Annotated in this window: 20 protein-coding genes; 12 read left to right on the forward strand and 8 right to left on the reverse strand. The window is 48.9% G+C overall.

The features are described 5' to 3' along the window. Positions 1 to 1,635 (reverse strand): radical SAM proteinB12-binding domain-containing radical SAM protein, encoded by a 1,635-nt coding sequence (locus EKK48_05190; protein ID RTL44646.1) that lies wholly within the window; start codon positions 1,633 to 1,635, stop codon positions 1 to 3. A gap of 3 nt (positions 1,636 to 1,638) precedes the next feature. Next, positions 1,639 to 2,721: a hypothetical protein gene (locus tag EKK48_05195; protein ID RTL44647.1), complete on the reverse strand. Its 1,083-nt coding sequence runs from the start codon at positions 2,719 to 2,721 to the stop codon at positions 1,639 to 1,641. Between the two features lie 464 nt (positions 2,722 to 3,185). On the opposite strand from EKK48_05195, the gene EKK48_05200 reads away from it, so the two are divergent. From EKK48_05200 to EKK48_05220, 5 genes are all read left to right on the forward strand, one after another. Next, a complete protein-coding gene (locus tag EKK48_05200; protein ID RTL44648.1) occupies positions 3,186 to 4,259 on the forward strand; it encodes a hypothetical protein in 1,074 nt (357 codons plus the stop codon). 2 nt (positions 4,260 to 4,261) lie between these two features. After that, complete coding sequence (locus tag EKK48_05205) at positions 4,262 to 5,179, forward strand: hypothetical protein (GenBank protein ID RTL44649.1); 918 nt, start codon at positions 4,262 to 4,264, stop codon at positions 5,177 to 5,179. Positions 5,180 to 5,234: 55 nt separating this feature from the next. After that, positions 5,235 to 6,386 carry an adenylosuccinate synthase gene (locus EKK48_05210; protein ID RTL44650.1) on the forward strand — a complete coding sequence of 384 codons (1,152 nt, stop codon included), beginning with the start codon at positions 5,235 to 5,237 and terminating at the stop codon, positions 6,384 to 6,386. A gap of 207 nt (positions 6,387 to 6,593) precedes the next feature. Next, a complete protein-coding gene (locus EKK48_05215; protein ID RTL44651.1) occupies positions 6,594 to 7,811 on the forward strand; it encodes a PDZ domain-containing protein in 1,218 nt (405 codons plus the stop codon). A 93-nt stretch (positions 7,812 to 7,904) separates the two neighbouring features. Next, positions 7,905 to 9,113: an MFS transporter gene (locus EKK48_05220; protein ID RTL44652.1), complete on the forward strand. Its 1,209-nt coding sequence runs from the start codon at positions 7,905 to 7,907 to the stop codon at positions 9,111 to 9,113. A 6-nt stretch (positions 9,114 to 9,119) separates the two neighbouring features. Here the strand turns inward: EKK48_05220 and EKK48_05225 are convergent, their stop codons facing one another. The 4 genes from EKK48_05225 to EKK48_05240 all read right to left on the reverse strand — a co-directional run bounded on the left by EKK48_05225 (position 9,120) and on the right by EKK48_05240 (position 12,962). Further along, complete coding sequence (locus EKK48_05225) at positions 9,120 to 9,779, reverse strand: carbonic anhydrase (GenBank protein ID RTL44653.1); 660 nt, start codon at positions 9,777 to 9,779, stop codon at positions 9,120 to 9,122. Positions 9,780 to 9,832: 53 nt separating this feature from the next. After that, positions 9,833 to 10,366 (reverse strand): methylated-DNA--[protein]-cysteine S-methyltransferase, encoded by a 534-nt coding sequence (locus tag EKK48_05230; protein RTL44654.1) that lies wholly within the window; start codon positions 10,364 to 10,366, stop codon positions 9,833 to 9,835. Continuing rightward, entirely contained in the window at positions 10,338 to 11,789 is a 1,452-nt protein-coding gene (locus tag EKK48_05235; protein RTL44655.1) for a DNA-3-methyladenine glycosylase 2 family protein, read from the reverse strand. Before EKK48_05235 ends, EKK48_05230 begins: the two co-directional genes overlap by 29 nt. Before the next feature lie 105 nt (positions 11,790 to 11,894). Continuing rightward, positions 11,895 to 12,962 carry a PAS domain-containing protein gene (locus EKK48_05240; protein ID RTL44656.1) on the reverse strand — a complete coding sequence of 356 codons (1,068 nt, stop codon included), beginning with the start codon at positions 12,960 to 12,962 and terminating at the stop codon, positions 11,895 to 11,897. A 420-nt stretch (positions 12,963 to 13,382) separates the two neighbouring features. Between EKK48_05240 and EKK48_05245 the strand changes: the two genes are divergently transcribed. Genes EKK48_05245 through EKK48_05260 form a run of 4 tightly spaced genes read left to right on the forward strand, consistent with a single transcriptional unit; the run spans position 13,383 to position 16,706 of the window. Continuing rightward, positions 13,383 to 14,483, forward strand: coding sequence for a PAS domain-containing sensor histidine kinase (locus EKK48_05245; protein ID RTL44657.1), 1,101 nt, complete (start codon positions 13,383 to 13,385; stop codon positions 14,481 to 14,483). Further along, on the forward strand, positions 14,480 to 14,920 hold the full coding sequence (locus EKK48_05250; GenBank protein RTL44658.1) for a response regulator: 441 nt from the start codon (positions 14,480 to 14,482) through the stop codon (positions 14,918 to 14,920). The genes EKK48_05245 and EKK48_05250 overlap by 4 nt, the downstream gene beginning before the upstream one ends. Beyond that, a complete protein-coding gene (locus tag EKK48_05255) occupies positions 14,913 to 16,019 on the forward strand; it encodes a response regulator (protein ID RTL44659.1) in 1,107 nt (368 codons plus the stop codon). Before EKK48_05250 ends, EKK48_05255 begins: the two co-directional genes overlap by 8 nt. 21 nt (positions 16,020 to 16,040) lie before the next feature. After that, positions 16,041 to 16,706, forward strand: a complete 666-nt coding sequence (locus EKK48_05260) for a response regulator transcription factor (protein RTL44660.1) — start codon at positions 16,041 to 16,043, stop codon at positions 16,704 to 16,706. Positions 16,707 to 16,725: 19 nt separating this feature from the next. Here the strand turns inward: EKK48_05260 and EKK48_05265 are convergent, their stop codons facing one another. Both EKK48_05265 and EKK48_05270 read right to left on the reverse strand, forming a co-directional pair. Beyond that, on the reverse strand, positions 16,726 to 18,522 hold the full coding sequence (locus EKK48_05265; GenBank protein RTL44661.1) for a PAS domain S-box protein: 1,797 nt from the start codon (positions 18,520 to 18,522) through the stop codon (positions 16,726 to 16,728). After that, positions 18,522 to 19,439 (reverse strand): hypothetical protein, encoded by a 918-nt coding sequence (locus tag EKK48_05270; GenBank protein RTL44662.1) that lies wholly within the window; start codon positions 19,437 to 19,439, stop codon positions 18,522 to 18,524. The genes EKK48_05265 and EKK48_05270 overlap by 1 nt, the downstream gene beginning before the upstream one ends. 147 nt (positions 19,440 to 19,586) lie before the next feature. Between EKK48_05270 and msrB the strand changes: the two genes are divergently transcribed. The 3 genes from msrB to EKK48_05285 all read left to right on the forward strand — a co-directional run bounded on the left by msrB (position 19,587) and on the right by EKK48_05285 (position 22,481). Further along, positions 19,587 to 19,985: a peptide-methionine (R)-S-oxide reductase gene (gene msrB, locus EKK48_05275; GenBank protein ID RTL44663.1), complete on the forward strand. Its 399-nt coding sequence runs from the start codon at positions 19,587 to 19,589 to the stop codon at positions 19,983 to 19,985. A gap of 90 nt (positions 19,986 to 20,075) precedes the next feature. Continuing rightward, positions 20,076 to 22,100: a response regulator gene (locus EKK48_05280; GenBank protein RTL44664.1), complete on the forward strand. Its 2,025-nt coding sequence runs from the start codon at positions 20,076 to 20,078 to the stop codon at positions 22,098 to 22,100. Positions 22,101 to 22,109: 9 nt separating this feature from the next. Then, the gene (locus EKK48_05285; protein RTL44665.1) at positions 22,110 to 22,481 is read left to right on the forward strand and encodes a response regulator; all 372 of its coding nucleotides are present in this window, start codon (positions 22,110 to 22,112) and stop codon (positions 22,479 to 22,481) included. Positions 22,482 to 22,551: the final 70 nt, after the last annotated feature.

Consider the following 22,551-nt stretch of genomic DNA (forward strand, 5'->3'; position numbering starts at 1 on the left):
TCAACCAAACGCAGCTTTCGGCTTCAATGAGGCGTCCGACGCTTCTGCTTGCGAAGGATAGTCTTCAACCGACAACGCCGCAGTTCGATACTCAGCAGATTCACTTTCTACAGCCGGAGCCATAACAACCATCAAATTCTCATTGGCGAAGCGATGGAAATGAATGAAATTGCACGTATAACGGAACGTCCAGCGCCAGGCTCTAGCGTTTATTCGCCAGGTTCCGCTCATCATGTCTATGAAAAATTTACGCCGCTCAGGGCGCGACGAAAACAAGAAGTAAAAGAGGATTTTGCAGAAAGCTACAAAACCATGCAAACTGATTCTGGGTCTATCCTGCGCAAACTGATAACCATTCATACGTTTCAAACTGGTCAGGTAGCGTTCAACGTAGTTGTCATAATCGTAGACCCTTTTGATCAGCCGATTGTACCCCGCAATCAACTCCTCATAGGTCATAGCTATGGGCTTGATATTCGTGCAAAGCCCTTCACGATATTCCAGCAATCGACCTGATTCCTTCATCCGAGTCCACAGAGGAGTTTTCGGCATCGCCTCGAGCAGGCTGAGTTGAGCAAACGGAATTCCTGCTTGCTGCAGGAATCTGAACTGCTCCTCGAAAATATCCTTGTCGTCATTGTCAAAGCCAATGATCATGCCGCCTGAGACGAACAATCCATAAGATTGAATAGTGTGAATCGCCTCAATAAGATCTGAGGTGTGCACATTCTGAACTTTGAGCGTCTCGGTCAGCGAAGACTTGCGCGGGCTCTCAATGCCGATAAAAACACCGACGAAATTGGCTTCACTCATCAATTCCATCAGTGCCGGATCTTTGGCTGTGTCGATGCTTGCCTGCGTAAAGAACTGAACCGGATGCTTCCTACCAGCGTTGAACTCAGTAAGCGCCTTGAGGAGAGCTTTTGCATAAACCCTGTTGCCAACGAAATTGTCATCGGAGAAGAAGACAAAGAGCTGTCCTGCATCAGCCCACAATCTAACTTCTTCCAGTACGCGTTCAACCGGCTTCGCGCGCACCTTTCTTCCGTACATCACGATTATGTCGCAGAACTCGCATGTGAACGGGCAGCCTCGGGTCGTTTGAATCTGGGCAGAGCTGTAATCCATGGCATTGACCAGATCAACTCGAGGCAAGGGGGCGTGCGCCATATCAACCTTGTCTGTCTGTACATAAATGTCCTTGTGTTCGCGCCGCAAATAGTCGGCGAGGAATTGTGGCCAGGTGTATTCCCCCTCGCCCTCGAAAATTACATCGCAATAATCACGCACTGAATGTGGTGTAAGCGTAGCAACCGGTCCACCGATGCAGATCAACTTGCCGGCTTTGCGAAAGTAGTTAGCAATTTCTCTAACGCGCGAGATGTGGAACTCATGTAACAGCGTACCGCTGATGCCGACTATATCAGCGTCTGTATCGTGTAAGACGTCACCGACATTCTCGTCGCGAATCTCCACTTCATAATCAGGAGAGATCGCCCCAGCCAGAGTCAAAAGACCCAGGGGAGGATTGGGATATTTATATCCGGCAAAAGGCATCGCAAATTCCATGCCCCAGAATGAAGGCGGCAACTTTGGTTGCACAAACAGGACTTTCGGTTTTTTACTATCAGTCATAAGTCACCGCATTTGGTTGCGTGCGTTCGAGCTGATTTGTTTCCAATAGTCACGTAAAAAGCTGAAGTAAGTGGGACGAATCAAGTATCGCTCGCGGAAAGCGGGATCATTCTGCAAAACCTTATGCAATTCGGGCAAATAGTAGTGCGGCACAGACGGAAAGAAATGATGCTCAGCATGGAAGTGGAAATCCAAACCGGTCAACAGAGCGCGATCGAAGAGCGAAGGATAAGGCACGGAAATCAAACGCCCCGCAGCCAGCCCCGCATCGTCATTCTCAAGGCGAGCGTGGTCGATGAATCCCCTCAAATATCCAAAGAAAGTTCCTAGAGTAAAAATCGGCACGAGCCAGAGTGCAAAGTATGCCCACCAGAAGCCCGTTGCGAGCCACAGAAGGCTGAAAACGGCTGCCTGCACAGGAACGAGATTGACAATCTCCGGGTACTTTCGCCGAGAGTCTGAACCAACGTGCAGCGTGGGTTGATCTGGTGGCGCCTCGCCATCGGAACGCCGAAGAAATCCGTTAACGATGATGCTCGTCCACAGTTGACCGCCGCACAGCAACTTCAAAAAATATCTGGCAAACTGCCCGGGAGTTGACTTATCCTCTTCAAGATGAAAGTGCCGGTCAGGATCTTGAGCTGTATTCAAATATTTGTGATGAGCAAGATGCACCGCACGAGAAGCACCATAGACCGAACCAACGGGATAGGCGCAAAGCCAGGCGCCAACAAGGTCGTTCCACTTTTTGCTTCGTAAGAGCGCTGAATGCTGGGATTCATGCGATAAAGCAACCAGAATTCCCATGCCTGAAGAGATGAACAGAATGGCAACCACGTAGGTCAAGACATTCGGATAGAGGGCGAACAAAGCGACTGCAAGCGCGATCCGTCCCCAGCCCCACAAGGTGATGTCCAGAACAGCACGAAAGTTCTTCGCCTTGGCTCGCTTCAAAAATCCAGTCAGCTCAGCCGAATAAACCACCTTAGCTTGAGATTCCGTGGCAAAATCTTCTGAACCGTCACAGGCAGACTTATCTACTGCCTGCGCAAGATGCTCGGAGTGGGTCAGCTTCGTAGCGTCCAAATCTCACCTATGTCGCAAGCGGTCGGGGTCGTGATTCAAACCAACCTGTAGTAAATACATTCCATTTAATGCCGAATGTCAATCCAATTTTTCACAAGAGGCAGAGGCTTCGAACGCTTTTCGAATACTGCGGTCGAACCAGTACGCTGGTCATCCGAACGGAATTTAAGGCCGAAAGTTTCGAATTTCAACACCTGAGCATCAGACTGAAATCGTAAGCCTGCGACAGTCTATCACTCATGCAAATCGTCAAATGGAACCCAAGCGGGCCATTTGGGGACTTATATTGACAGCTCAGCTCAGACCATTTAGTATAAGAAGTGTAGAAATTACGCTTACCTCTCAAAAACATTCCGTCAACAAGACGCTTAATGTTAAAAATCCCAAAAACAGCAAACTGACACTACTTACAGTGTCAGCGGCTAAATCCACATCCCCAACTCTTGAGCAGGGGAGGAACTTCCGTGCGCAATCTAACACAACTAACCGCCGACAAAATCTTATCGATTGCCATACCCGAAACCCTGTTCTCCGCATCAGCACAGGAGGCCAGACAGGAGTATCGAACCCTGGCGCGGCTCTGGCACCCAGACTGTCAGTCAGAGCCGAATTCAATACACGTTTTTGCACACATAGTCGAACTTTACCGGCTGGCGCAAGAAAAACTTGTCACTGGAGATTGGGATCTCAATTGCGAAAAAATCGAAGAACAGGTTGCCCGGCTCAGAAGATTCAAACTCACCGATAACTCGGTTGTTACTTGCAAATACCGTATTTGCCAACCGTTCGAGCTCGGCAAAATGTATGTCTCCGAAAATTCTGTCTCGTTTGAGATCGAGAACCAATTTGAAGAACTGTTTGAGCAAGGGCGCAGGCGAATCCACGCCATTCGATTCAAAAACGATGCGATGGCGCTCGAGATGTCGAAATATCTTCCTCAAATAATTCGTGAATTCAAAACTAGCAGTGCCAGAGTTTTAATTGTCCGCAAGACTCCCGATCAGATTTTGTTGAGCGACATCATCAAACATTTCAATGGACGGCTAAGTCCAATCGAACATGTGGGTTGGATTCTCAACAATCTTCTCAACATCGCCTGCTATCTGGAGTGGGCGGGGCTGACTCACAATGGCATCACTGCAAACACAGTTTTCGTGTCACCGCTACGGCACTGCAGCATGCTGCTGGGCGGATGGTGGTACGCAACAAAAGCAGGCGAACCGCTCGCATTCCTCCCCGAAGACGCTGTGCCTTCAGTACCACCGGATGTTCTGCGAACAAAGCGAGCCGATCACCGCACCGACCTCGAGCTTATCAGGTCCATCGGCAGGCAGCTTCTGGGTGATGCAACAGGAGCAAGCCTGACATTCGACAAATCGTTGCCACCAACACTGGTGGAATGGCTGCAACTGCCTTCGAGCGGAAGCGCGATTGAAGACTACAAAACACTGAAGCGAGAAATTTTGACAGACGCCTTTGGTCCGCCAAGGTTTGTCAATTGGAAACTCGACGCCGACACTATCTACAAGGAGAAATAATCATGGGTACATCAAGATGGAGTCCGGAAGATTGGGATGTGTACGCTGACCGAGTCAAAGATACAGCCAGTGTCGATTTATTTCGCAGCAAGAAATTGCATGACGATCTGAATCCAAAAAACATTGCAGTCAGGGAATCTTGCGACTCTGCACTCAATCCACTCTCAACACCGATAATCGTAGCAGTGGATGAAACCGGTTCGATGGGAATGCTTGCCGAAACACTGATTCGCAATGGGCTCGGCATATTGATCGAAGAAATTTACGCCCGCAAACCAGTCACAGATCCTCACGTCATGTGCATGGCGTTCGGCGATGCCTGGACCGACTTTGCCCCGTTGCAAGTAACGCAATTCGAATGTGATATTCGGCTGGCAGACCAACTGAGTAAGTTTTATATCGAAGGCAACGGTGGCGGCAACAACTTCGAAAGCTACAATCTGCCCTGGTACTTCGCTGCTACTCGCACCAAATGTGATGCTTTCTTAAAACGCAACAAGAAAGGCTATTTATTCACAGTAGGAGATGAACCGCCAGCACCCAAGCTGCTCGCAGAGCACGTCAAACGGATATTCGGCGGCGGTTTACAACGAGACATCTCGACGCGTGATTTGCTGACGATGGCGTCAAAAACCTGGAACATATTTCACATCATCATCGAAGAAGGTTCTTTCTACAGGTCCAGCCCGGAGAAGACAAGACGCGCCTGGCGTGACCTGCTCGGCGAAGGAGCAATAACGCTAGAGGACCACACCAAACTGGCAGAGTTGATTGTATCGATTCTGGAAGTGCAGGAAGGCAACGATCTCGCATCGGTAGCGGAGAGTTGGCAAGGCAGTACATCATTGACCATTCTCCATTCACTGAGTGGTCAACAGCCGTCGAAACCAAATGGAATAAAAGGACTACTGCGCATGTAATACACGCTGCAACAGCTCCACGCCCGGAGAGACGTCGTCAATCAAAGGAGGATTTATGAAAACTGGCAAAGTAATAATTGGAGCGAACTACGGTGACGAGGGCAAAGGCCTGTTCACTGATTACTTTGCCAGCCAGGCACCGGAAGATTCGCTGGTCATCAGATTCAACGGGGGCGCACAAGCCGGACACACAGTAGTATCACCAGACGGACGTCGACACGTCTTCAGTCATTTCGGCAGTGGAACATTGCTCGGGGTGCCCACATTCTTAAGCAAGTTTTTCATAGTCAATCCACTCATATTCGTCAAGGAATACGCAGAGCTGGCGCAGGTATCAGAAACTCCTCCAGAAATAACGATAGACCCAAACGCATTTCTGACGACGCCGTTCGATATGTTCATCAATCAAACAATCGAAAAACAAAGAGCAGGAAAACGCCACGGCAGCTGTGGACTTGGCATCAACGAGACGGTCACGAGATCGTTGCGTTCACCTCAGTATCGATTGAAGTCCTGTGACGTACTGAATTCGACCGGACTGCGCCGAAGGTTACATGAACTCAAAGATTCCTGGTTCAAAGACCGTCTGATCGAGCTGAAACTAGACCCAATGGAGGAAGGTATTCAGAAATTTGTAAACAACACAGATCGCATCATAGAAGAATATATAAAGGACACGCAGACGCTTATCGACCTCGCAACAATCAGCGACCGAATTCCGCCAGTCAGGCAAGTGCTATTCGAAGGCGCTCAGGGATTAATGCTCGACGAAGACCGAATCGATCAGTTTCCGCACGTAACACGCTCGAAAACTGGTCTGACAAATGTTCTGCATCTTGCTCCCCAATTCGGAATAGAAAAACTGTGTGTTACTTATGTCAGCCGCACATATTTAACGAGGCATGGCGCTGGTCCGCTGGAAGGAGAATCAGACTGGACACTGCCTGACAGCACGAATATTCCGAATCAATTTCAAGGCACTCTGAGATTTGCCCCCCTCAGCCTGCCGGCGCTGGAGCAAAACATCGAATACGATCTCCATCGTGCCAAAAACACTGAACTCGACATCTCCGCAGACCTGGCGATGACATGCGCCGACCAGGTGCCGGTACCAGATACACGCCGAATGTTTTTAACGCTTAAACATGTCAGCTTCGGTCCAACACGGTCATCCGTCTGTCAAGCATTATCCAGTTCGATGCGCTAGGATGGAGTGAGCAATATCCGTCACCCGCCGAGCTGGCTCTCGGCAGGCGTAACGCTGTGCCTGAAGGGCTTTCGAGCTTTGCAAATGATGCGAAATGCTTAACGAATCGTATATTTTTCGAATCGTCCAACGGCCATTTTTATACACTGAAATATAGAGCTTCCATCACGGGGAAGGAGCTTCCATCACTGCGAAGGTAGGTTGAACATGAGACAGCGCAATAATTACGGCAAGGCTTCGCCAGGTCCCTGGCTTGGCGGTACAGCCATTGGCGTTGCACTGGCGTCGGCATTCTGGATGGGACACGAATGGCATCCAAACACAGCAAATCCAACCCAGACAACCACAAGTACCACATCGGTTGTAAGCAAAACTCCGGGTGGAGTTCTTGCCCTGGCTGAAAACACAGTCGCCGACATAGCTTCGAAGGTAAGTGATAGCGTGGTCAACATCGACACCAGGCGCAGTATCACACTCACATCAGCATCCAGCTTCGACCCAATGCAAAGTTTTCTCTTTGGACCGGGAATGGGTTTTGAGTTGCCACAGCAACCGCAGCCCAGAACATTCGAACAAAAGGGCACCGGTTCTGGTGTTATTTTCAGATCTGATGGCTACATTCTCACGAACAATCACGTGGCTGGAAATGCAGACGTTATAGAAGTTACGCTCAACGACAAACGGAAATATAGAGCAAAGGTAGTCGGCAAAGACCGGTTTACAGATCTGGCGCTTTTGAAGATCGACGGCGTCGACAATTTACCTGCGGCCAATTTCGGCGAAAGCAAAACAATCAGGCCAGGAGATTGGGCAATTGCTATCGGCAGTCCACTCGGATTCGACCACACAGTCACACTGGGCATCATCAGCGCCCTCGGACGACTCTTGCCCGCCGGCCACAACGAGACGAGCAGCCTCGGAAACGTACAGTTGATACAGACGGACGCCGCGATTAATCCGGGCAACTCGGGCGGACCACTGCTGAATATTCACGGTGAAGTGATTGGTATAACGACAGCAATACGCGGCGATGCTCAAAATATCGGTTTTGCAATTCCTGTCGACGTAGCCAAAGACGTAGCTCAGCAGTTGCTGGAAAAGGGTTCAATTGCCCGGGCCTACATCGGAGTCTACATGCAAGACCTGAATGAAGGAATAGCCCGCTCCCTGCACATATCGCCGAACACGAAAGGTGTGCTGATTGCGCGAGCGGCCGAAGGCAGCCCCGCAGAGAAGGCCGGCATCATCCAGGGTGATGTGATTGTAAAGGTCGACGGTCAATCAGTCTCAACCTCTAAAGAGGTACAAGCTATCGTTCGCAAGCACAAGCCCGGAGAAAACGTTGAATTCCTGCTATCCAGGGGTAATGAGCTCGTTCCAGCGACCATCAAAATCGGCGATTATCCGCAAAAAGACGAAGGGTAATTCAGTCATCAATCTGAGATAAGGTTGGCGCGAGCTTCACATTGAAAAGAATTTGCTTGCTCCAGCCGACTTGTCATGAGTTAATAGGGGCTGATGATCACCGAAGCCCCGAGCAAGATCACCCATATGCCGGTTACGCACGTCTTTGTGCGTAATCGAATGATCTGGCAATTCTACATTCTGGCCGGGTTGTGCTCGTTCGTAGCATCATCGTTAGGACCAATGATGCCGTTTTTGCGTGGCGAATTGAAATTCGACTACACAATCATGGCTTATCACTTCAGCGCTTTCGCACTCGGAGTTCTCATCTCAGGCGCAGTTGGCGAGCGCGTCATGACCTACCTGGGCAGGAAGAAAGCGATGTGGGCAGGTCTGGCAGGTGTCGCCGCTGGTGTAGGCATATTGATTCTCGGGAAAGCGCCCGCACCAACAATTTTTGGAATCTTTCTAGCTGGCATGTGCGCCAGTATTTTCGGACAGGTTATCGATACCGTTATCGCTGAAAGATTGGGTGAGAACCGCACCATCGCCATTACTGAAACAAATATCGTTACCAGTATCTGCGCAACGGTTGCACCGGCAGCGATCGGCTCGTTTGTAGCGGCAGGGTTCGATTGGCGCACACCGCTGGCGATACTGATACTATGCCTGGGAATTTCCTACGCAGTCTTCGGGCGTAACAATGTTCCAGTCCCCCTTAACACAGAAAGAAATAGCGTCCAGGAAAGCAGCAGGTTAACACGTGCATATTGGGCGTACTGGCTGGTTATTCTTTTAGGTTGCGCCAGCGAATGGTCAATCGTGTTTTGGAGTCCGGACTTTTTACAGAACGCGGTGAAAATGGAAAGGACTCTGGCTGCAACTGCAGTCAGTGCGTTTTCTATAGCAATGATGGCAGGTCGAATCACCGGCAGTGTGCTTTCAAGACGACTCAGCATACGACTGCTTTTGCCTGCGGCGGCAGTTCTCAGCCTATTTGGATTCTCGACATTCTGGCTGGCACCAACAGCTGTTATCAACGTTTTAGGACTATTCATCGCCGGTTTGGGCGTGGCGAACATGTATCCGCTAACACTATCGGCCGCATTGGGAGCAGCACCTAAAAATCTAGCCCTGGCGGCTTCACGCATGAACATGGCAACAGGTGCGGCCGGGCTCTGTGCACCACTTATTCTTGGTGGCATAGCTGATCGCGCCGGAATCTTTCAGGCATATAGTGCTGTCGCCATAATGCTCACTTTGGCAGTCGCTGCAATTTTCTATGCCAATAAATTGGCAACATCAACCGAAAACAGTCGGTAGAAATTTCTACTTCAGCCAGGTCACATGCCCATCTTCAAGATGTCGAATCGCACCAACAACTTTCAGTTCTTTCGAATCGATAGCAGATTTGATCACAGAACTTTTAGTCAGTTCGGCGATGGTATTTCTGACGTTTTGCTCAGTCGCCCGCGTAAGTAAGTCAGACTTCGACTTTTTGTCACCCTCGCTCGACTCTACCGCGGGTCTGATCATCTTGACCAGCTCTGGCAAACTACCAGGCAATGCACCATTTTTTATGGCAGCGTCGACTGCACCGCATTTGGTATGACCAAGCACGACTATCGAAGGCACCTTCAAAACAGCCACGGCGTATTCAATAGAAGCGAGCTCAGGCACTGCACAAACATTACCGGCGACTCTGACAACAAACAAATCGGCGAACCCTTGATCGAAAATGATTTCAGGAGGAACTCGAGAGTCTGCACAACCCAGAATTGCACTTATTGGAGTTTGGCCTTCAAGAGCCGTAGCTCTTCTGCGCTCAGGATCTATACGCGGATGCTTGCTCTTTCCACTGACGTAGCGAGCATTGCCGTTCTGCAGAGCTTTGATAGCTGCATCAGGCGTTACCTTGCACTGCGCCTCAAGGGGACAGTACAACGAGGAGAAGACAAGTATACTGAGGAGATAAGATTGTTTTTTCATGCCCCGATTCTACAGGAAACATCGCGAGCTTCCTAGACTGATTGGCGATCGAATTAAACAATGGTCAGTTGCTTAGCACCATCAACAGTCAATGTTTTTCTTAGAGAACCTGGTTGCTCCAAGTTCAAAAGAACTTCCTTGCGCGGCAGACCGCCACCATAGCCGGTGAGTTTACCGTTGGCACCAATAACGCGATGACATGGCACTATTATTGAAATTGGATTTTGCCCATTCGCCAGGCCTACGGCTCGACAAGCATTTGGATTACCAATACGACCGGCTAATTCCGCATACGAAATAACCTCACCAAACGAGATGTTTTGCAACTCGCTCCAAACCTTCATCTGAAAATTTGTGCCAGTCAGTTTAATAGGTACAGTAAATCGTTTTAAATTACCGGCAAAATAGTCAGCCAGCTCACTTTTCGTCTGCAGAAGCGGTGCCGCCGCTTCGTCGTAGATCCAATCATCATCGCAATTAGGAAAGCCCTTGTGATTTTCCATAAAAAGTCCGGTGAGAGACTCACCGTCTGATGTCAACGTCAGTAAGCCAATTGGGCTATCGGTTGTGCAATAAAATACTGTCATTATTTACTTTCTCCAGAGACTTCCACAAATGCATGGCCGCGTACGATCGCCATGGTCTATAACGTTCGGCATGTTCAATAATCTGCTTGTCTGCCTTCAAGCAGAGAGCCTTCTTAATTCCAAGATCTGAATATGGAAAAGCGTCAGGCCAGGAGAGCGCTCGCATCGCAACATACTCAGCCGTCCAGTCTCCAATGCCGGGCAACGACTTCAATGTTGCAGTCGTTTTTTCCACATCCTGACCTGGCTCCAGGGAAAGGGCACCGGATGCGACAGCGCGGGAAAGAGCAAGAATGCTGGCTATTCGGCTGCCCGTTATTCCCAGCCCACTCAAATCTTCAGCTGCTAATTTCGACAGTGCCTCCGCAGTTGGTGCAGCTCTATTGAGTCCGGCAACTGGTGTTATTACTTCAAGACCAAACTTCTGGGCGATTCGTCCGTGCAATGTGCTTGCAGCCTTGACACTGACCTGCTGTCCAAGAATTGCACGCAATGCAACATCAAAGCCATTGAATGCTCCCGGAACGCGCAACCCCTCTCTTCCCGCAGCAAGTTCTCCCAGACCGAGCGCAATCAAAGCTGGGTCTGCCTGCGTATCCAGCATCCGCTTGCATCGAGCCACCACGTTGAGGAGCACGGGAGCTAGTGAAGTGGAGACATGTATGAAAAAAGTATTTTTTTCGGGATTTCTCTTTATAGACAGCCATCCCGAATGTTTGCCAAACGATGCAGTGCGAAAATAAGAGTCTTGAATCACCGCCTCCACACCAGGACACGCACGACCTTCAAGAAAAGCCAGCATGCTCTTCCAGTCATAAGGTTCGCGATAAACCACCTCGCAAATCAGAAACGGTATATCGTGCTCCTTCAAGCGCTTGCGAAGCTGGGTTGGGTTGAGATTGTAGCGTTCAAGAAACAATGCATTAAACCTACGCACGCTTGAGAAACCGCTAGCAAAAGCGATTTCAGTGATGGACAAACTCGTATCGGTCAGTAGGCGTTTAGCCAGCAACAAACGCTGCGTCTGTGCAATTTGAATAGGTGAAACTCCGAATTCAGACTCGATAACGCGGCGCAAATGTCGAGAGCTTATCCCCATCTCCAAAGCTAAGCCTTCCAAACCAAGATCAGTAAGCGCTCCATCCTCGATTCTGTTTAAAGCAAGCGAGGCCAGTCGGCTCACGGCATCGACCGACGCATTACCCGGCGCCAGTTCAGGCCGGCAACGCAAGCAGGGACGATAGCCCGCTTCTTCCGCAGCAGCAGCGGTCGAGTAAAAAGTGATGTTCTTGAATAATGGCGTCTTGGCCGGGCATACCGTCCGACAATATATCTTCGTTGTTCGCACGGCAATGAAAAACGCTCCGTCAAAGCGCGGGTCATGGGTGCGAAGAGCCTGGTAGCAACTTTCTGGGTTTAACATGCCATCATCCTAACGGAAGGCATCGTATCAGACTCGCCGTTTTCGGACCTTGATAAACGGCAATTTTTCGTCAGCCGCTCTTTTCTCTCAAGTACTAAAGATGTATCAGCTATTCGCGGGTAAACGCGCAATAAAGCTGGTTACTTTATTTGATCGCTGAAGCACCAACTCACCTCCGTGTTGCTGCAAAATCAGTCTTGCAGAGTGTAATGCCAGCGCTGTGCTGTTTTCGTCATCGAACGACAGCAGCAAGTTCTGCGCCGCACTAAAAAACTTGATCGGCAGACCAGAGGATCTGTTGGAAAATTCCACTTCAAAATAGTCAGGTGTGAAGTCTGTCTTTACTTTTATGCGCCCCACACGTGGCGAATAGCGAATAGCCAGTTCCATGAGATTGAAAAAGACCCGCTCACACAACCTTGAGTCAGCGCATATGACAAGCGGTTGATCCGGCATGAACAGAACCACCCGCTTCTGCTGTGCTGCCGGCATGAGTTGAGCGGCGCATTTCGCAAGCTGTTTCGTCAGATCATAATAGGTCCGATGGACAGCCGTTAATTGCTCAGGGCGATAGCAATCCATAGCATTGTCGATGAGACGCAAAAGACCATAATCATTTTGCATAACGCCCTCGACCAGCACATTTTCGGCCGGCGTAAACGATCCATTACTCTTGATATGATTTAAAACACGCATAGAAGCGAGCAGCGGCGTCTTGATGTCATGCAATAAAGTCGCCAAAAACTCATCTCTCTGCGTTTTCAGTTGTACTTCAGCTGTAACATCCTTCTGAATGCCAACAAAGTGTGTCAGATCGCCGGACTTGTCAAAAACTGGAGAGATAGACAATTCATTGAAAAACATCTCTCCAGATTTTTTATAGTTGCGCAAAATAGTAGAGCAAGAAGTTTTGGTTCGCAAGGCCTCTCTAATCGCCGACAACTCGGGCTGCTTTCGATCTTTACCCTGTAAGAAACGGCAATTTCGACCAAGAATCTCGTCACGCGAATAACCAGTCATGGCGCAAAATGCCCGATTCGCATAAACAATAGGATTGTCAGGCTGATTCGGATCTGTAATCAACACGCCGCAACGAGTCGCCTTCAGGGCTTTTACAAGTACCTCAGGTTTTATGTTGCTGCTTTTGCGCTTAGGCTGAGGCACACGGACCATCGATCAATGAGTACTTAGTGATTCCAATTTAGAACAAACCAACTTGCGTTGTAAGTTTGACACGTGAAAATCCGGCCGACTATAACTCGAAAGTGTTATTGAAAAGAACTTGACGAGAAAAAACTTCCTTTTAATCGAATAAGCGGAGGGATCAACACACCCCAAAAGAGTGATCAACATCCGAATCAAAGAACTTTTAATCAGCACCATTTTCGGCGCACAACTTGTCTTACACAAAATGTCATTGCAGGTTGTAGATTTTGATTTACAATAGAACCGGAAACCCGCATTCAGTTTGCTATGCAGAATATGAACGGCACGCCCGCATGTCGTATATATTCGACACTCAGCGGCCGCCCGGAGTCCTTTAACTCGCAACGACAAACGACAAGAAGAGAAGTTTCCAGACTGTTCTTGAATATGGATAGAGACGAAAAACTCAGAGTCATCATCGACGCTGCTCCGTGTGGCATGGTCATGGTCAACGACCAGGGTGTCATCGTTCTAGTGAACGCCCAGGTGGAAAAACTATTCGGATACAGCCGTGAGCAGTTGCTTGGTCAGACGATCGAAATTCTGGTGCCAACGCCATTAAGATCTGACCATCCAAAACACCGTGCAGATTTTCTTGCCAATCCCAAAGCCCGCGCGATGGGAGCTGGCAGAGATCTATATGGACAGAGAAAAGACGGCACTGCCATACCTGTGGAAATTGGTCTCAGCCCTCTTGTCATGGACGGTGAGCGATATGTTGTTGCCTCCGTCGTAGACATCACACAGAGAAAATTCGCGGAATCGACCTTGCAGGAAAACTTGCTTGAATTGCAAAGATCCAACGCTGATCTCGAGCAGTTCGCTTATGTTTGCTCCCACGATTTGCAGGAGCCGCTGCGCGTAATATCCAACTACACACAACTTCTAGCAAAGCGATACCACGATCAGTTAGACGACGACGCAAACGAGTTTGTTGAGTACATCGTTGATGCCACAAAGCGAATGCAAGAACTGATAAACGATCTACTTTTGTATAGCCGCGTACAAACCAAAGGGCAGGCTTTTCGTAATACTGATTGTCATGAAAGAGCACAAACAGCCATCTCCAATTTAACGCTGGCAATAGAGGAGAGTGGCGCAAATATTTCTCTGGAGCCTCTACCAACTATCTTAGCTGATGGTTCTCAAATGCTTCAGGTCTTTCAAAATCTGATCAGCAATGCCATTAAATTTCGAGCCGAACGACCTCTTCAAATCCAGCTATCAGCAACAAAGGCAGAAAATGCCTGGCTGTTTTCCGTCACAGACAATGGTCTGGGCATCGATATGAAGTATGCCGACCGCATTTTTATCATCTTTCAAAGACTCCATAACAGAGAGCAATATCCCGGCAGCGGCATAGGGCTCGCCATATGCAAAAAAATTGTCGAAAGACACGGCGGCAAAATCTGGATCGAATCACAACCAGGTGAAGGAACAACGTTTAACTTCACCATTCCTTGCTCTCAGGAGGCACCGACAACATGAGTGCAGATAACAAAAGAATTTTATTGGTCGAAGACAGTCCGGCGGACGCGCGGCTGATTCTAGAAGTTTTTAAAGACGAAAAAATAGCCGCCGATATCAAAGTTGTGCGTGACGGTCAGGCGGCTCTGGATTGTTTGCGTTCAGTTGGCTGCTTTGCAGACTCCGGACGACCAGATCTGGTAATTCTAGACCTCAATATACCGAAGAAAGATGGACGCGAAGTGCTCGCCGAAGTGAAAGCGGACGAGAACTTGAAATCGATACCGGTCGTCATCCTGACGACATCCCAATCTGAAGAAGATATCGCCAAAAGCTATCGACTCCAGGCGAGTTGCTACGTTACAAAACCAATTGAACTGCAGCAATTTGTAAAAACAATCAGATCTTTTGATTCGTTTTGGTTGCAGTCGGTGAGGTATCCGCAAAATCATGAGTGACGCAACAAGTGTATTACTTATCGAAGACAGTCTTGCAGATGCGAACTATGTTCAAAAAATCCTGCCCAAGCAACTCTACAAATTCGTCCATGTTGATCGACTGGAGAAAGCACGAGAAGCCGTTCAATCAAATCCTGCCTTTGACGTAATACTTCTCGATCTCAGCCTGCCCGATGAAACCGGTCTAGCCACTATTACCGCAACCATGTCGTGGGCGAATTCGGTACCAATAGTGATTCTGACTGGTCTGGCAGACGAAGAATTGTCGATTCAGGCAGTAAAATCGGGGGCACAAGATTATATTTTCAAGCAGGATCTGTCTGCCCCGAATTTAGCGCGAACCATCAGGTATGCCATAGAACGAAAACAGCATGACAAAGACGCAAAAAGATTGGCGGTACTCGAAAAACACGAAGAATTCATGGCCACTTTGACGCACGATTTGAAAAATCCGTTGATTGGAAACAATCTCATTCTCGAATTGATGGCAGAGCAGGTTATGGGAGTGGTGAGCCAGGAGCAAGCAAATTTGCTTTTGAGCTTGCGTGACAGCAATGCACTTCTCATCTCGATGATTCAAAGCTTAATTGACGTCTATCGATTCGAGAAAGATGTGGACGCAGTCAAAATGGAGAGCATCGATCCACTGCCGATAATCGACAAATGCGTCAAGTCGATAGCACCAATAGCAACACACAGACAGATACGATTGTGCACAGACCTGTCAGATCAAGTAAGTAACATAGTCGCCGATGCGGCGGCGTTCAGACGGGTGATGCAGAACCTTTTAGATAACGCCTTAAAATTCACTCCAGACGGCGGTGTAATAAGCGTCGGAGCGCAAGCCGTTGATGACAGTATCGTTTTTGAAGTAAAAGACAGCGGACCTGGAATTCCACAGGATGAGCAAGATCGACTGTTCGAACGATTTGCTCAGGGACGCAACGGAAAAAAATTCACACCCGGAACGGGACTGGGACTCTACTTATGCAAGCAGCTGGTCTCCGCACACAGTGGGGAGATCTCTTGTATCAGTGATATCGGTCGCGGTACCACATTCGCCGTCAAGTTACCTCAAGTAGGATTCTCTGCAAATTGAATCACTTCAAGTGAGAAGAAGATGCCCGAGCAAAAAGTGCTCAGAATTTTAATAGCTGAAGACCAGGAAATCATAAGAATCGGTCTTGAAACAATCCTTTCACAGCACGCAGATCTGCAAGTGGTGGGCACTGCTTCAAACGGGGAAGAGGCGCACTCGAAATGCCTCACTCTAAAGCCTGATGTGGTGATCATGGACCTGAGTATGCCGGTAATGAATGGAATTGATGCAACTGTGCTAGTGCGAGCTGAACTACCCGATATAAGGGTATTGATAGTCACATCACACGAAACAGACGACGAAATTTTTGCCTGCTTTAGAGCAGGTGCAGATGGCTACTGTTTGAAGACAGCGCTGAAAGATGATGTCATCAATGCAGTGCGTACGGTGGCTGAAGGCGGTGCCTGGCTTGATGCGACAATTGCGGATAAGGTGCTCAGATGCTTCCGCAGCCCCATCAAGGAATCTAAAACCGACTCTCCAATGCTGGAGAAATTTGAGCTCACTCCGCGTGAAATTGAAGTACTGAAATTTATCGTTGAAGGCTACGGCAATGCAGCTATCGCGAAACAACTTTCCATTTCAGCTCAAACAGTGAAAACGCACATCAGACACATTATGGAAAAACTAGAGGTATCAGATCGCACCCAGGCGGCTGTGAAAGCTCTGAAACATGGAATGTTGTGAAAAGTGCAAAGTCACCGGCTTACTTTTCCGATACTTCCGCACTGCACGGCAAAGTAAAACAAAAGCTTGCGCCTTCACCAACGGTGCTTTCCACCCAAATGCGTCCACCATGCAGTTCCACGAATGCTCGACATATCGTCAGTCCGAGCCCGGACCCTTTCTCTTGGGACTGCGGACCATGTGCGCCTTTCACCTGATGGAAGCGATCGAAAACCTTGTCCAGATCTTCCGGTGCAATGCCTTTTCCTTCATCTCTGACGACAATCTTGATCATGTTTTCAGAGATGCCGCAGCTCACATCTACAGTGCCTTTGTCGGGAGAAAACTTGATTGCGTTGCCAACCAGATTTATCAAAATCCTATCAATTTTATCGGCATCACCACTGGCGATCAGGTCGGTTGGATGCACATTCAGTTTAAGTCCTTTTGCCTCGGCTGTTGCAGCTACTGAATCTGAACAGATTCGAAAACGCTCTTCCAACGAACACGGTTTAAAATCAATAGCCATCTGGCCTGAACGCGCTTTTTCGATATCCAGCAAATCATTGACCAGAAGTGCAAGTCGATTGACACTTCTCTCTCCAACCTCCAGATAATGAGACTTACGCTCATCATTTTCTGTATCTTTATTATGAATCAAAATCTCGAAAATATGTCCTAGTGTCGTCAATGGTGTGCGCAAATCGTGCGTCACCATATGCATAACTTCTTCACGAAGTCGCTCAGCTTCACGTCTTTCACTAATGTCGTGAATAACACAAAAGGTCGACCGTTCCTTCTCAGACCATTGGGTCGACCAGAGAGTATCAACCACATGACCATCTTTATGACGCATACGAACTTCAAAAGAAGTAACACTATTTCGCTCTCGCAAACTGGAAACGAACTGGTGTGCAGTCTCTTGCGTTTCGGCGATAGCATCGATAACACGCGTGCCGTACAATTCATCTCTCGTAAAACCAAGCAGCGTGTAGCAGGCAGGATTGACGTCGGTAAACTTACCTTTATTGATCGAGCAAATCATGTCGCGGGCATAGTCAATTACGGCTCGTTCCTTCTGATGCGCTTCTTCGAGTGCAACAGCCATATTGTGGAAGGTCTGATCGATTTTGGCGATTTCATCATTGCCGCTCAGCTCGGGGTGCAAAGGACGATTGGTTGCAAGCCTCAAATTGTTATCACTGAGTCGATTCAAACGGTACCAGATACTCAATGCCAGCGCTGATCCAACAATGGCAGTGAACGCCATTATCAAACCGCTTCCCCATAAAGCCACTTGCTGAAATCGCTGTCTGGCAGCTGCTTGAGCTTCGGTGCTCTGTTTTGCGAGCTGTTCATACTTATGAGCCAGTTTGGAGAGGCGCCCGTACATAATGTCTTGCACCTGGTGCCCCAGTCTCTTCCACAAAATTTCTTGTTTGATTGGATCGTCTGTGGCTCGAATCTGTCTGGCCAGTTCGAAAGCCAACATCTGATCTCTCTTTATGGAAAGAATAGTGCGATTCAGCTCAGGTTCATCTTTACTCAGTTCATCGATGACCTTGTACTCTTCCTCAGTACGCTGAATCACCCCGTCTATCTCCTCGGGAGTGCTCGCGGCAAGCTGATACATGTGCCCCATTTTGGAGATAGTCTCAAATTGCTCAGCATTCAACTTGGTTATGCCGTCGGCTAGCTTTTTATTGTGCTCCGCTGCCCTGAGCTGTTCTTCAGCCTCACTCTGCAACGTGCTCATCCAGGCGAGCAAAGCCATTTGCAATGCTAAAGGCACGATGACCAGAAGCAAAACTTGAATCGAAACCCGCAAAGATCGCATTATTTATGGCGCTGGTCAGTTTCAACCGCTGAAGGCGCTCGAGATTCCGAATTTATGCTGGGTCCTGTTTCTATAACTGTGGCTTGCATCTTCGACAATAAACTCTGAGCCTGAGCACGTTCCGCTTGCTTCTTGTCACGCAACTTCTTCAACAGCGGCAACAGCGATGAAATCGGTGACGAGGCCGGTTCCTCATGCGGATGTTGCATACAGTAGGAAAGCACTCCGGTAAATCCTACCATAAGCATGGATAGCACCGCCCATAGTGAACTCCAGAATTTTGCGGACATAGGTGATACAGCAGCTACTGCGGTAGCGTCTGTCGACATCGCGGCAGTCAAGCCGATCGATGCTTCCGTGACCTGTTTTACGTCCATCAATGAATTGAAAGCAACGTTTAGCGCAACGAACAAAACGATCAAACGAGCATCTCTTGCGGAACTTTGAAATGCAAAAATGACAAAGGCCATGGTCAAAAACATGGAAATGATTATGGCGGTGTGGTCAGTCATCAACTTTGGCGCGCAATAACCAATAAAAAAGCCGATCAGCAACAGGATCACGTTTGACATCTTCCAGAAACGCGAAACTAAAATCAGCACGCAGCTGAAGAATGTTGCGCCCAGATAGCCGGCTTGTCCAATAATGAATGTGTCGCCGCCCGTACAGTTAGTCCACCCGGCTAACTCCTTGCCAGGCAAAATGGTCATCGAGTGCACGGTACCACCTGTTGCAAGACAAGCTATAACGTGACCCATTTCATGCAAGAAAGTGGTGAAAAGGTCGAGTGGCGCCATAATTAGCTGCACGGAAGGCTGGTCTCGCAGCAAAAACAAAAGCACTGAGATTGTTACAACCCAGGAAGCCCCGGGCAGACCGGAGCGGTGATTTTTATGGTCAAGCTGCGTAGGAGACATAACTCCAGATTATGGTCGATAGTTGCCAAGAGGGCAAGTTTTAAAGGCAACATTTTATCCGACAAATCGGACCCAGCCCGAGATTTCCCGTGCAAATCTGTCAAAATAATCGGTCAAATCGAAACAGAGACAGAGGTTGCAGCATCTATGGCGCACAAAGTACAAAAAACAGACGAAGAATGGAAAAAGGAGCTGACGCCTGAGCAGTTCCAGATAGCCCGCAAAAAGGGCACAGAACGGGCGTTTACTGGGAAATACTACAATTGCAAGACAGCTGGCGTCTACAAGTGCGTCTGCTGCGGCGAAGAGCTGTTTAGCTCCGACAACAAATATGATTCCGGCTCTGGCTGGCCGAGCTTCTGGCAGCCAATCGATGAGAGTAATGTCGAAACCGAGACAGATAAGACCCTCGGCATGGTTCGCACTGAAGTTATGTGCAAAAACTGCGGGGCTCACCTGGGGCACGTTTTCGAAGACGGACCGAAGCCGACGAACCTGAGATATTGCATCAACTCGGCATCGCTAAATTTAGAAGAAAAGAAATAGCAAAAGAGAGTTGAAGCCGCGATTGGCCGGGTAGAACCTAATCAAGGGCATTCCCGAGCCCGCACAGAACAGCCCTAACATGGTGAATTCATGGGCAATACCATATTGCTCGCCGACGCCGATCATCAACTCGTAACCATGCTCAAATCTCTGCTAACCGGCAGAGGGTACGTTACGTCACAAGAAGAAAGCGGTCGCGCAGTTCTCGAACATATCGGAAAGGAGCGTCCCTCGCTCGTCATTATCGGAGAGCAGCTGACCGACATCGACGGCATCGGTCTGATAGTCAAAATCAGAAAGTCCTATCCTGACGTAAAACTGGCTTTTATCTCAAACGAATGGCGAGAAGCCGACCTCTATCAGCAACTTACCAAAGATTTTCGAGTCGAGTTGATTGTTCATCGTCCACTTAAGCCGTCACTTTTCGCCGCCCAGATCGACAGCCAGTTGCGCCACCAGCAGGCGATCAGAATAGCGGCAGGCAGCGAGCAGGAAGAAAAAACATTCCTGACGCTGCGTTCTCGTTTTGCCGAAGTTCTGCCCACGCGCCTGTCACTCATTTCAGACGCAATCGAACTTGCCACCACTAATAGTACCAATAAGGACCTGACGGCAGAAGCCCGCAGGCTGGCCCACAACTTGAAAGGCACAGCCAGTTCGTGCGGTTTCAATCTTGTCGGTGAGGCAGCCTCTCACCTGGAAAGAGCCATTGTCCAAATCCAGAATAACGGTTTCGATGACGTACTTGCCGCCTGGAGCGAGGTAATGCTCCTTTTTGAGGCTGTTTCGCATCAGGCGCAAGTTGAACTGAAAAACAACATCCCGACCCAATCACAACTAGACAAATTAGCTGACGACTCAGCAATGGCAAAGGTTTTGCTCGTCGGCTCGGAATTTTTTTCAGAAGGAAAAGAAGCACTGCAAAGCGGTCTGCCAATCAAGGTGATTGCCGCCAGTTCGCCGCACGATGCGCTCAATAAAGCCACTGCCACGGTACTGGACGCGGTCATCATCGATATGGACACTGCTCCGCAAGAGTCGATTAATCTGGCCAGAGATTTGCGTGGAATCACTGGCTACGAATCGCTACCTTTAGCATTCATATCAAAAGGCGCTGCGCCTGAAGACCGGATAGCAACTACGCACGCCGGCGCCTCCATATTTCTCGATAAGCCGATAAACACCAATACCCTGAACCAGGGCATCGAATATCTGCTGGGCGTTCGCGGCGGCGGCAGGCATCGTGTTCTGGTAATCGACGACGATGAAGACTTTTCCACAATCATTGCTCACGCTCTTGGCAAAGAAGGAATGCTGGTGAAAGTTTTGAATGACCCGACCGGCGTCATGCAGGCTATGGAAAATTTCCTTCCGGATCTGGTTTTGCTCGACGTCATGATGCCGGGTATCAGCGGCTTCGAAGTGTGCAGAAGGTTGCGCGGCACTTCGCGTTGGCAAGATGTACCGATTCTCTTTCTAACCGCAGAAACAGAGCTGGATGCAAGATTGGCAGCATTTGATGCCGGGGGTGACGATTACTTGCCTAAACCCGTGGCACCGGTTGAGTTGCTCACCAGAGTAAAAGTGCGACTGGAGCGCGCCAGATTACTGAGAGACAGGGCAGACCGTGACATTCTTTCGGGTTTACTGCTCAGAAGGGCATTTATGGAGCAGTTAAACGCCCTCATCTCCGAAGCTGAGCGTTATAAACTGGTATTCTCACTGGCTTTGCTGGATGTCGACCATTTCAAGAAAGTAAATGACACTTACGGTCACCTTGCAGGAGACAGAGTGCTTTCACATCTGGGACAATTATTGAAACGTAGATTCAGGGTTGAAGATTTACGCGGTCGCTGGGGCGGCGAAGAATTCATAGTCGCATTCCGTCATGAAGGCAAAGAGACTACAATTGGTGCACTGCATCGAGTATTAGAGGAGCTGAAGAGCACGGAGTTCAGCGGTGACCACGGCGAAATTTTCAACGTTTCGTTTACAGCAGGCATGTCCAGTTATCCAGACGACGGCAGAACACTCGAAGATCTAGTGCACGTTTCGGACCAGAGATTGTATCTCGGCAAAGAGTGCGGAAGAAGTAGAATAATCGGTAATGGTTGAGGCAAAAAAATGGCTAGAGTCCTGTTAGTAGAAGACGACGAATCTCTCTCTGAGACAGTAAAACAGTGGCTGATCTTTGAAAAACATCTGGTCGAGACCGCAGCAACCGGTTATGACGCCATCGAACAGCTGCGCTTTGGAGAGTTCGACATAGTTTTAATGGACTGGCAATTGCCTGAGATGACAGGCATCGAAATTTGCAAACAATACAGAGCCGGCGGCGGTAAAATCCCGATCATGATGCTGAGCGGCAACGATTCGGCGGCTGAGCGACAGATGGGACTCGATTCGGGTGCCAACGATTACATGCGCAAACCGTTTAAGTTGAAGGATTTGTCCGAAAGAATGAACAAGCTGATTAACGCCGTCAAGCAAGGCTGAGTTCGCCAAGACCTGGACTGCTGTAAACCTTCCTGGCATCACATCTGGTATCAAGTCTGATAGTCCTCGA

It is taken from the genome of Candidatus Melainabacteria bacterium (assembly GCA_003963305.1).
Lineage (GTDB): Bacteria > Cyanobacteriota > Vampirovibrionia > Obscuribacterales > Obscuribacteraceae > PALSA-1081.

Coding starts and splice junctions, on each gene's coding strand:
- EKK48_05210 (RTL44650.1), top strand. CDS start 5,235: ATGAAAACTGGCAAAGTAATAATTGGAGCGAACTACGGTGACGAGGGC.
- EKK48_05240 (RTL44656.1), bottom strand. CDS start 12,962: ATGGTCCGTGTGCCTCAGCCTAAGCGCAAAAGCAGCAACATAAAACCT.
- EKK48_05255 (RTL44659.1), top strand. CDS start 14,913: ATGAGTGACGCAACAAGTGTATTACTTATCGAAGACAGTCTTGCAGAT.
- EKK48_05215 (RTL44651.1), top strand. CDS start 6,594: ATGAGACAGCGCAATAATTACGGCAAGGCTTCGCCAGGTCCCTGGCTT.
- EKK48_05230 (RTL44654.1), bottom strand. CDS start 10,366: ATGACAGTATTTTATTGCACAACCGATAGCCCAATTGGCTTACTGACG.
- EKK48_05260 (RTL44660.1), top strand. CDS start 16,041: ATGCCCGAGCAAAAAGTGCTCAGAATTTTAATAGCTGAAGACCAGGAA.
- EKK48_05270 (RTL44662.1), bottom strand. CDS start 19,439: ATGTCTCCTACGCAGCTTGACCATAAAAATCACCGCTCCGGTCTGCCC.
- EKK48_05225 (RTL44653.1), bottom strand. CDS start 9,779: ATGAAAAAACAATCTTATCTCCTCAGTATACTTGTCTTCTCCTCGTTG.
- EKK48_05190 (RTL44646.1), bottom strand. CDS start 1,635: ATGACTGATAGTAAAAAACCGAAAGTCCTGTTTGTGCAACCAAAGTTG.
- EKK48_05205 (RTL44649.1), top strand. CDS start 4,262: ATGGGTACATCAAGATGGAGTCCGGAAGATTGGGATGTGTACGCTGAC.
- EKK48_05285 (RTL44665.1), top strand. CDS start 22,110: ATGGCTAGAGTCCTGTTAGTAGAAGACGACGAATCTCTCTCTGAGACA.
- EKK48_05235 (RTL44655.1), bottom strand. CDS start 11,789: ATGTTAAACCCAGAAAGTTGCTACCAGGCTCTTCGCACCCATGACCCG.
- EKK48_05245 (RTL44657.1), top strand. CDS start 13,383: ATGGATAGAGACGAAAAACTCAGAGTCATCATCGACGCTGCTCCGTGT.
- EKK48_05265 (RTL44661.1), bottom strand. CDS start 18,522: ATGCGATCTTTGCGGGTTTCGATTCAAGTTTTGCTTCTGGTCATCGTG.
- EKK48_05250 (RTL44658.1), top strand. CDS start 14,480: ATGAGTGCAGATAACAAAAGAATTTTATTGGTCGAAGACAGTCCGGCG.
- msrB (RTL44663.1), top strand. CDS start 19,587: ATGGCGCACAAAGTACAAAAAACAGACGAAGAATGGAAAAAGGAGCTG.
- EKK48_05280 (RTL44664.1), top strand. CDS start 20,076: ATGGGCAATACCATATTGCTCGCCGACGCCGATCATCAACTCGTAACC.
- EKK48_05220 (RTL44652.1), top strand. CDS start 7,905: ATGATCACCGAAGCCCCGAGCAAGATCACCCATATGCCGGTTACGCAC.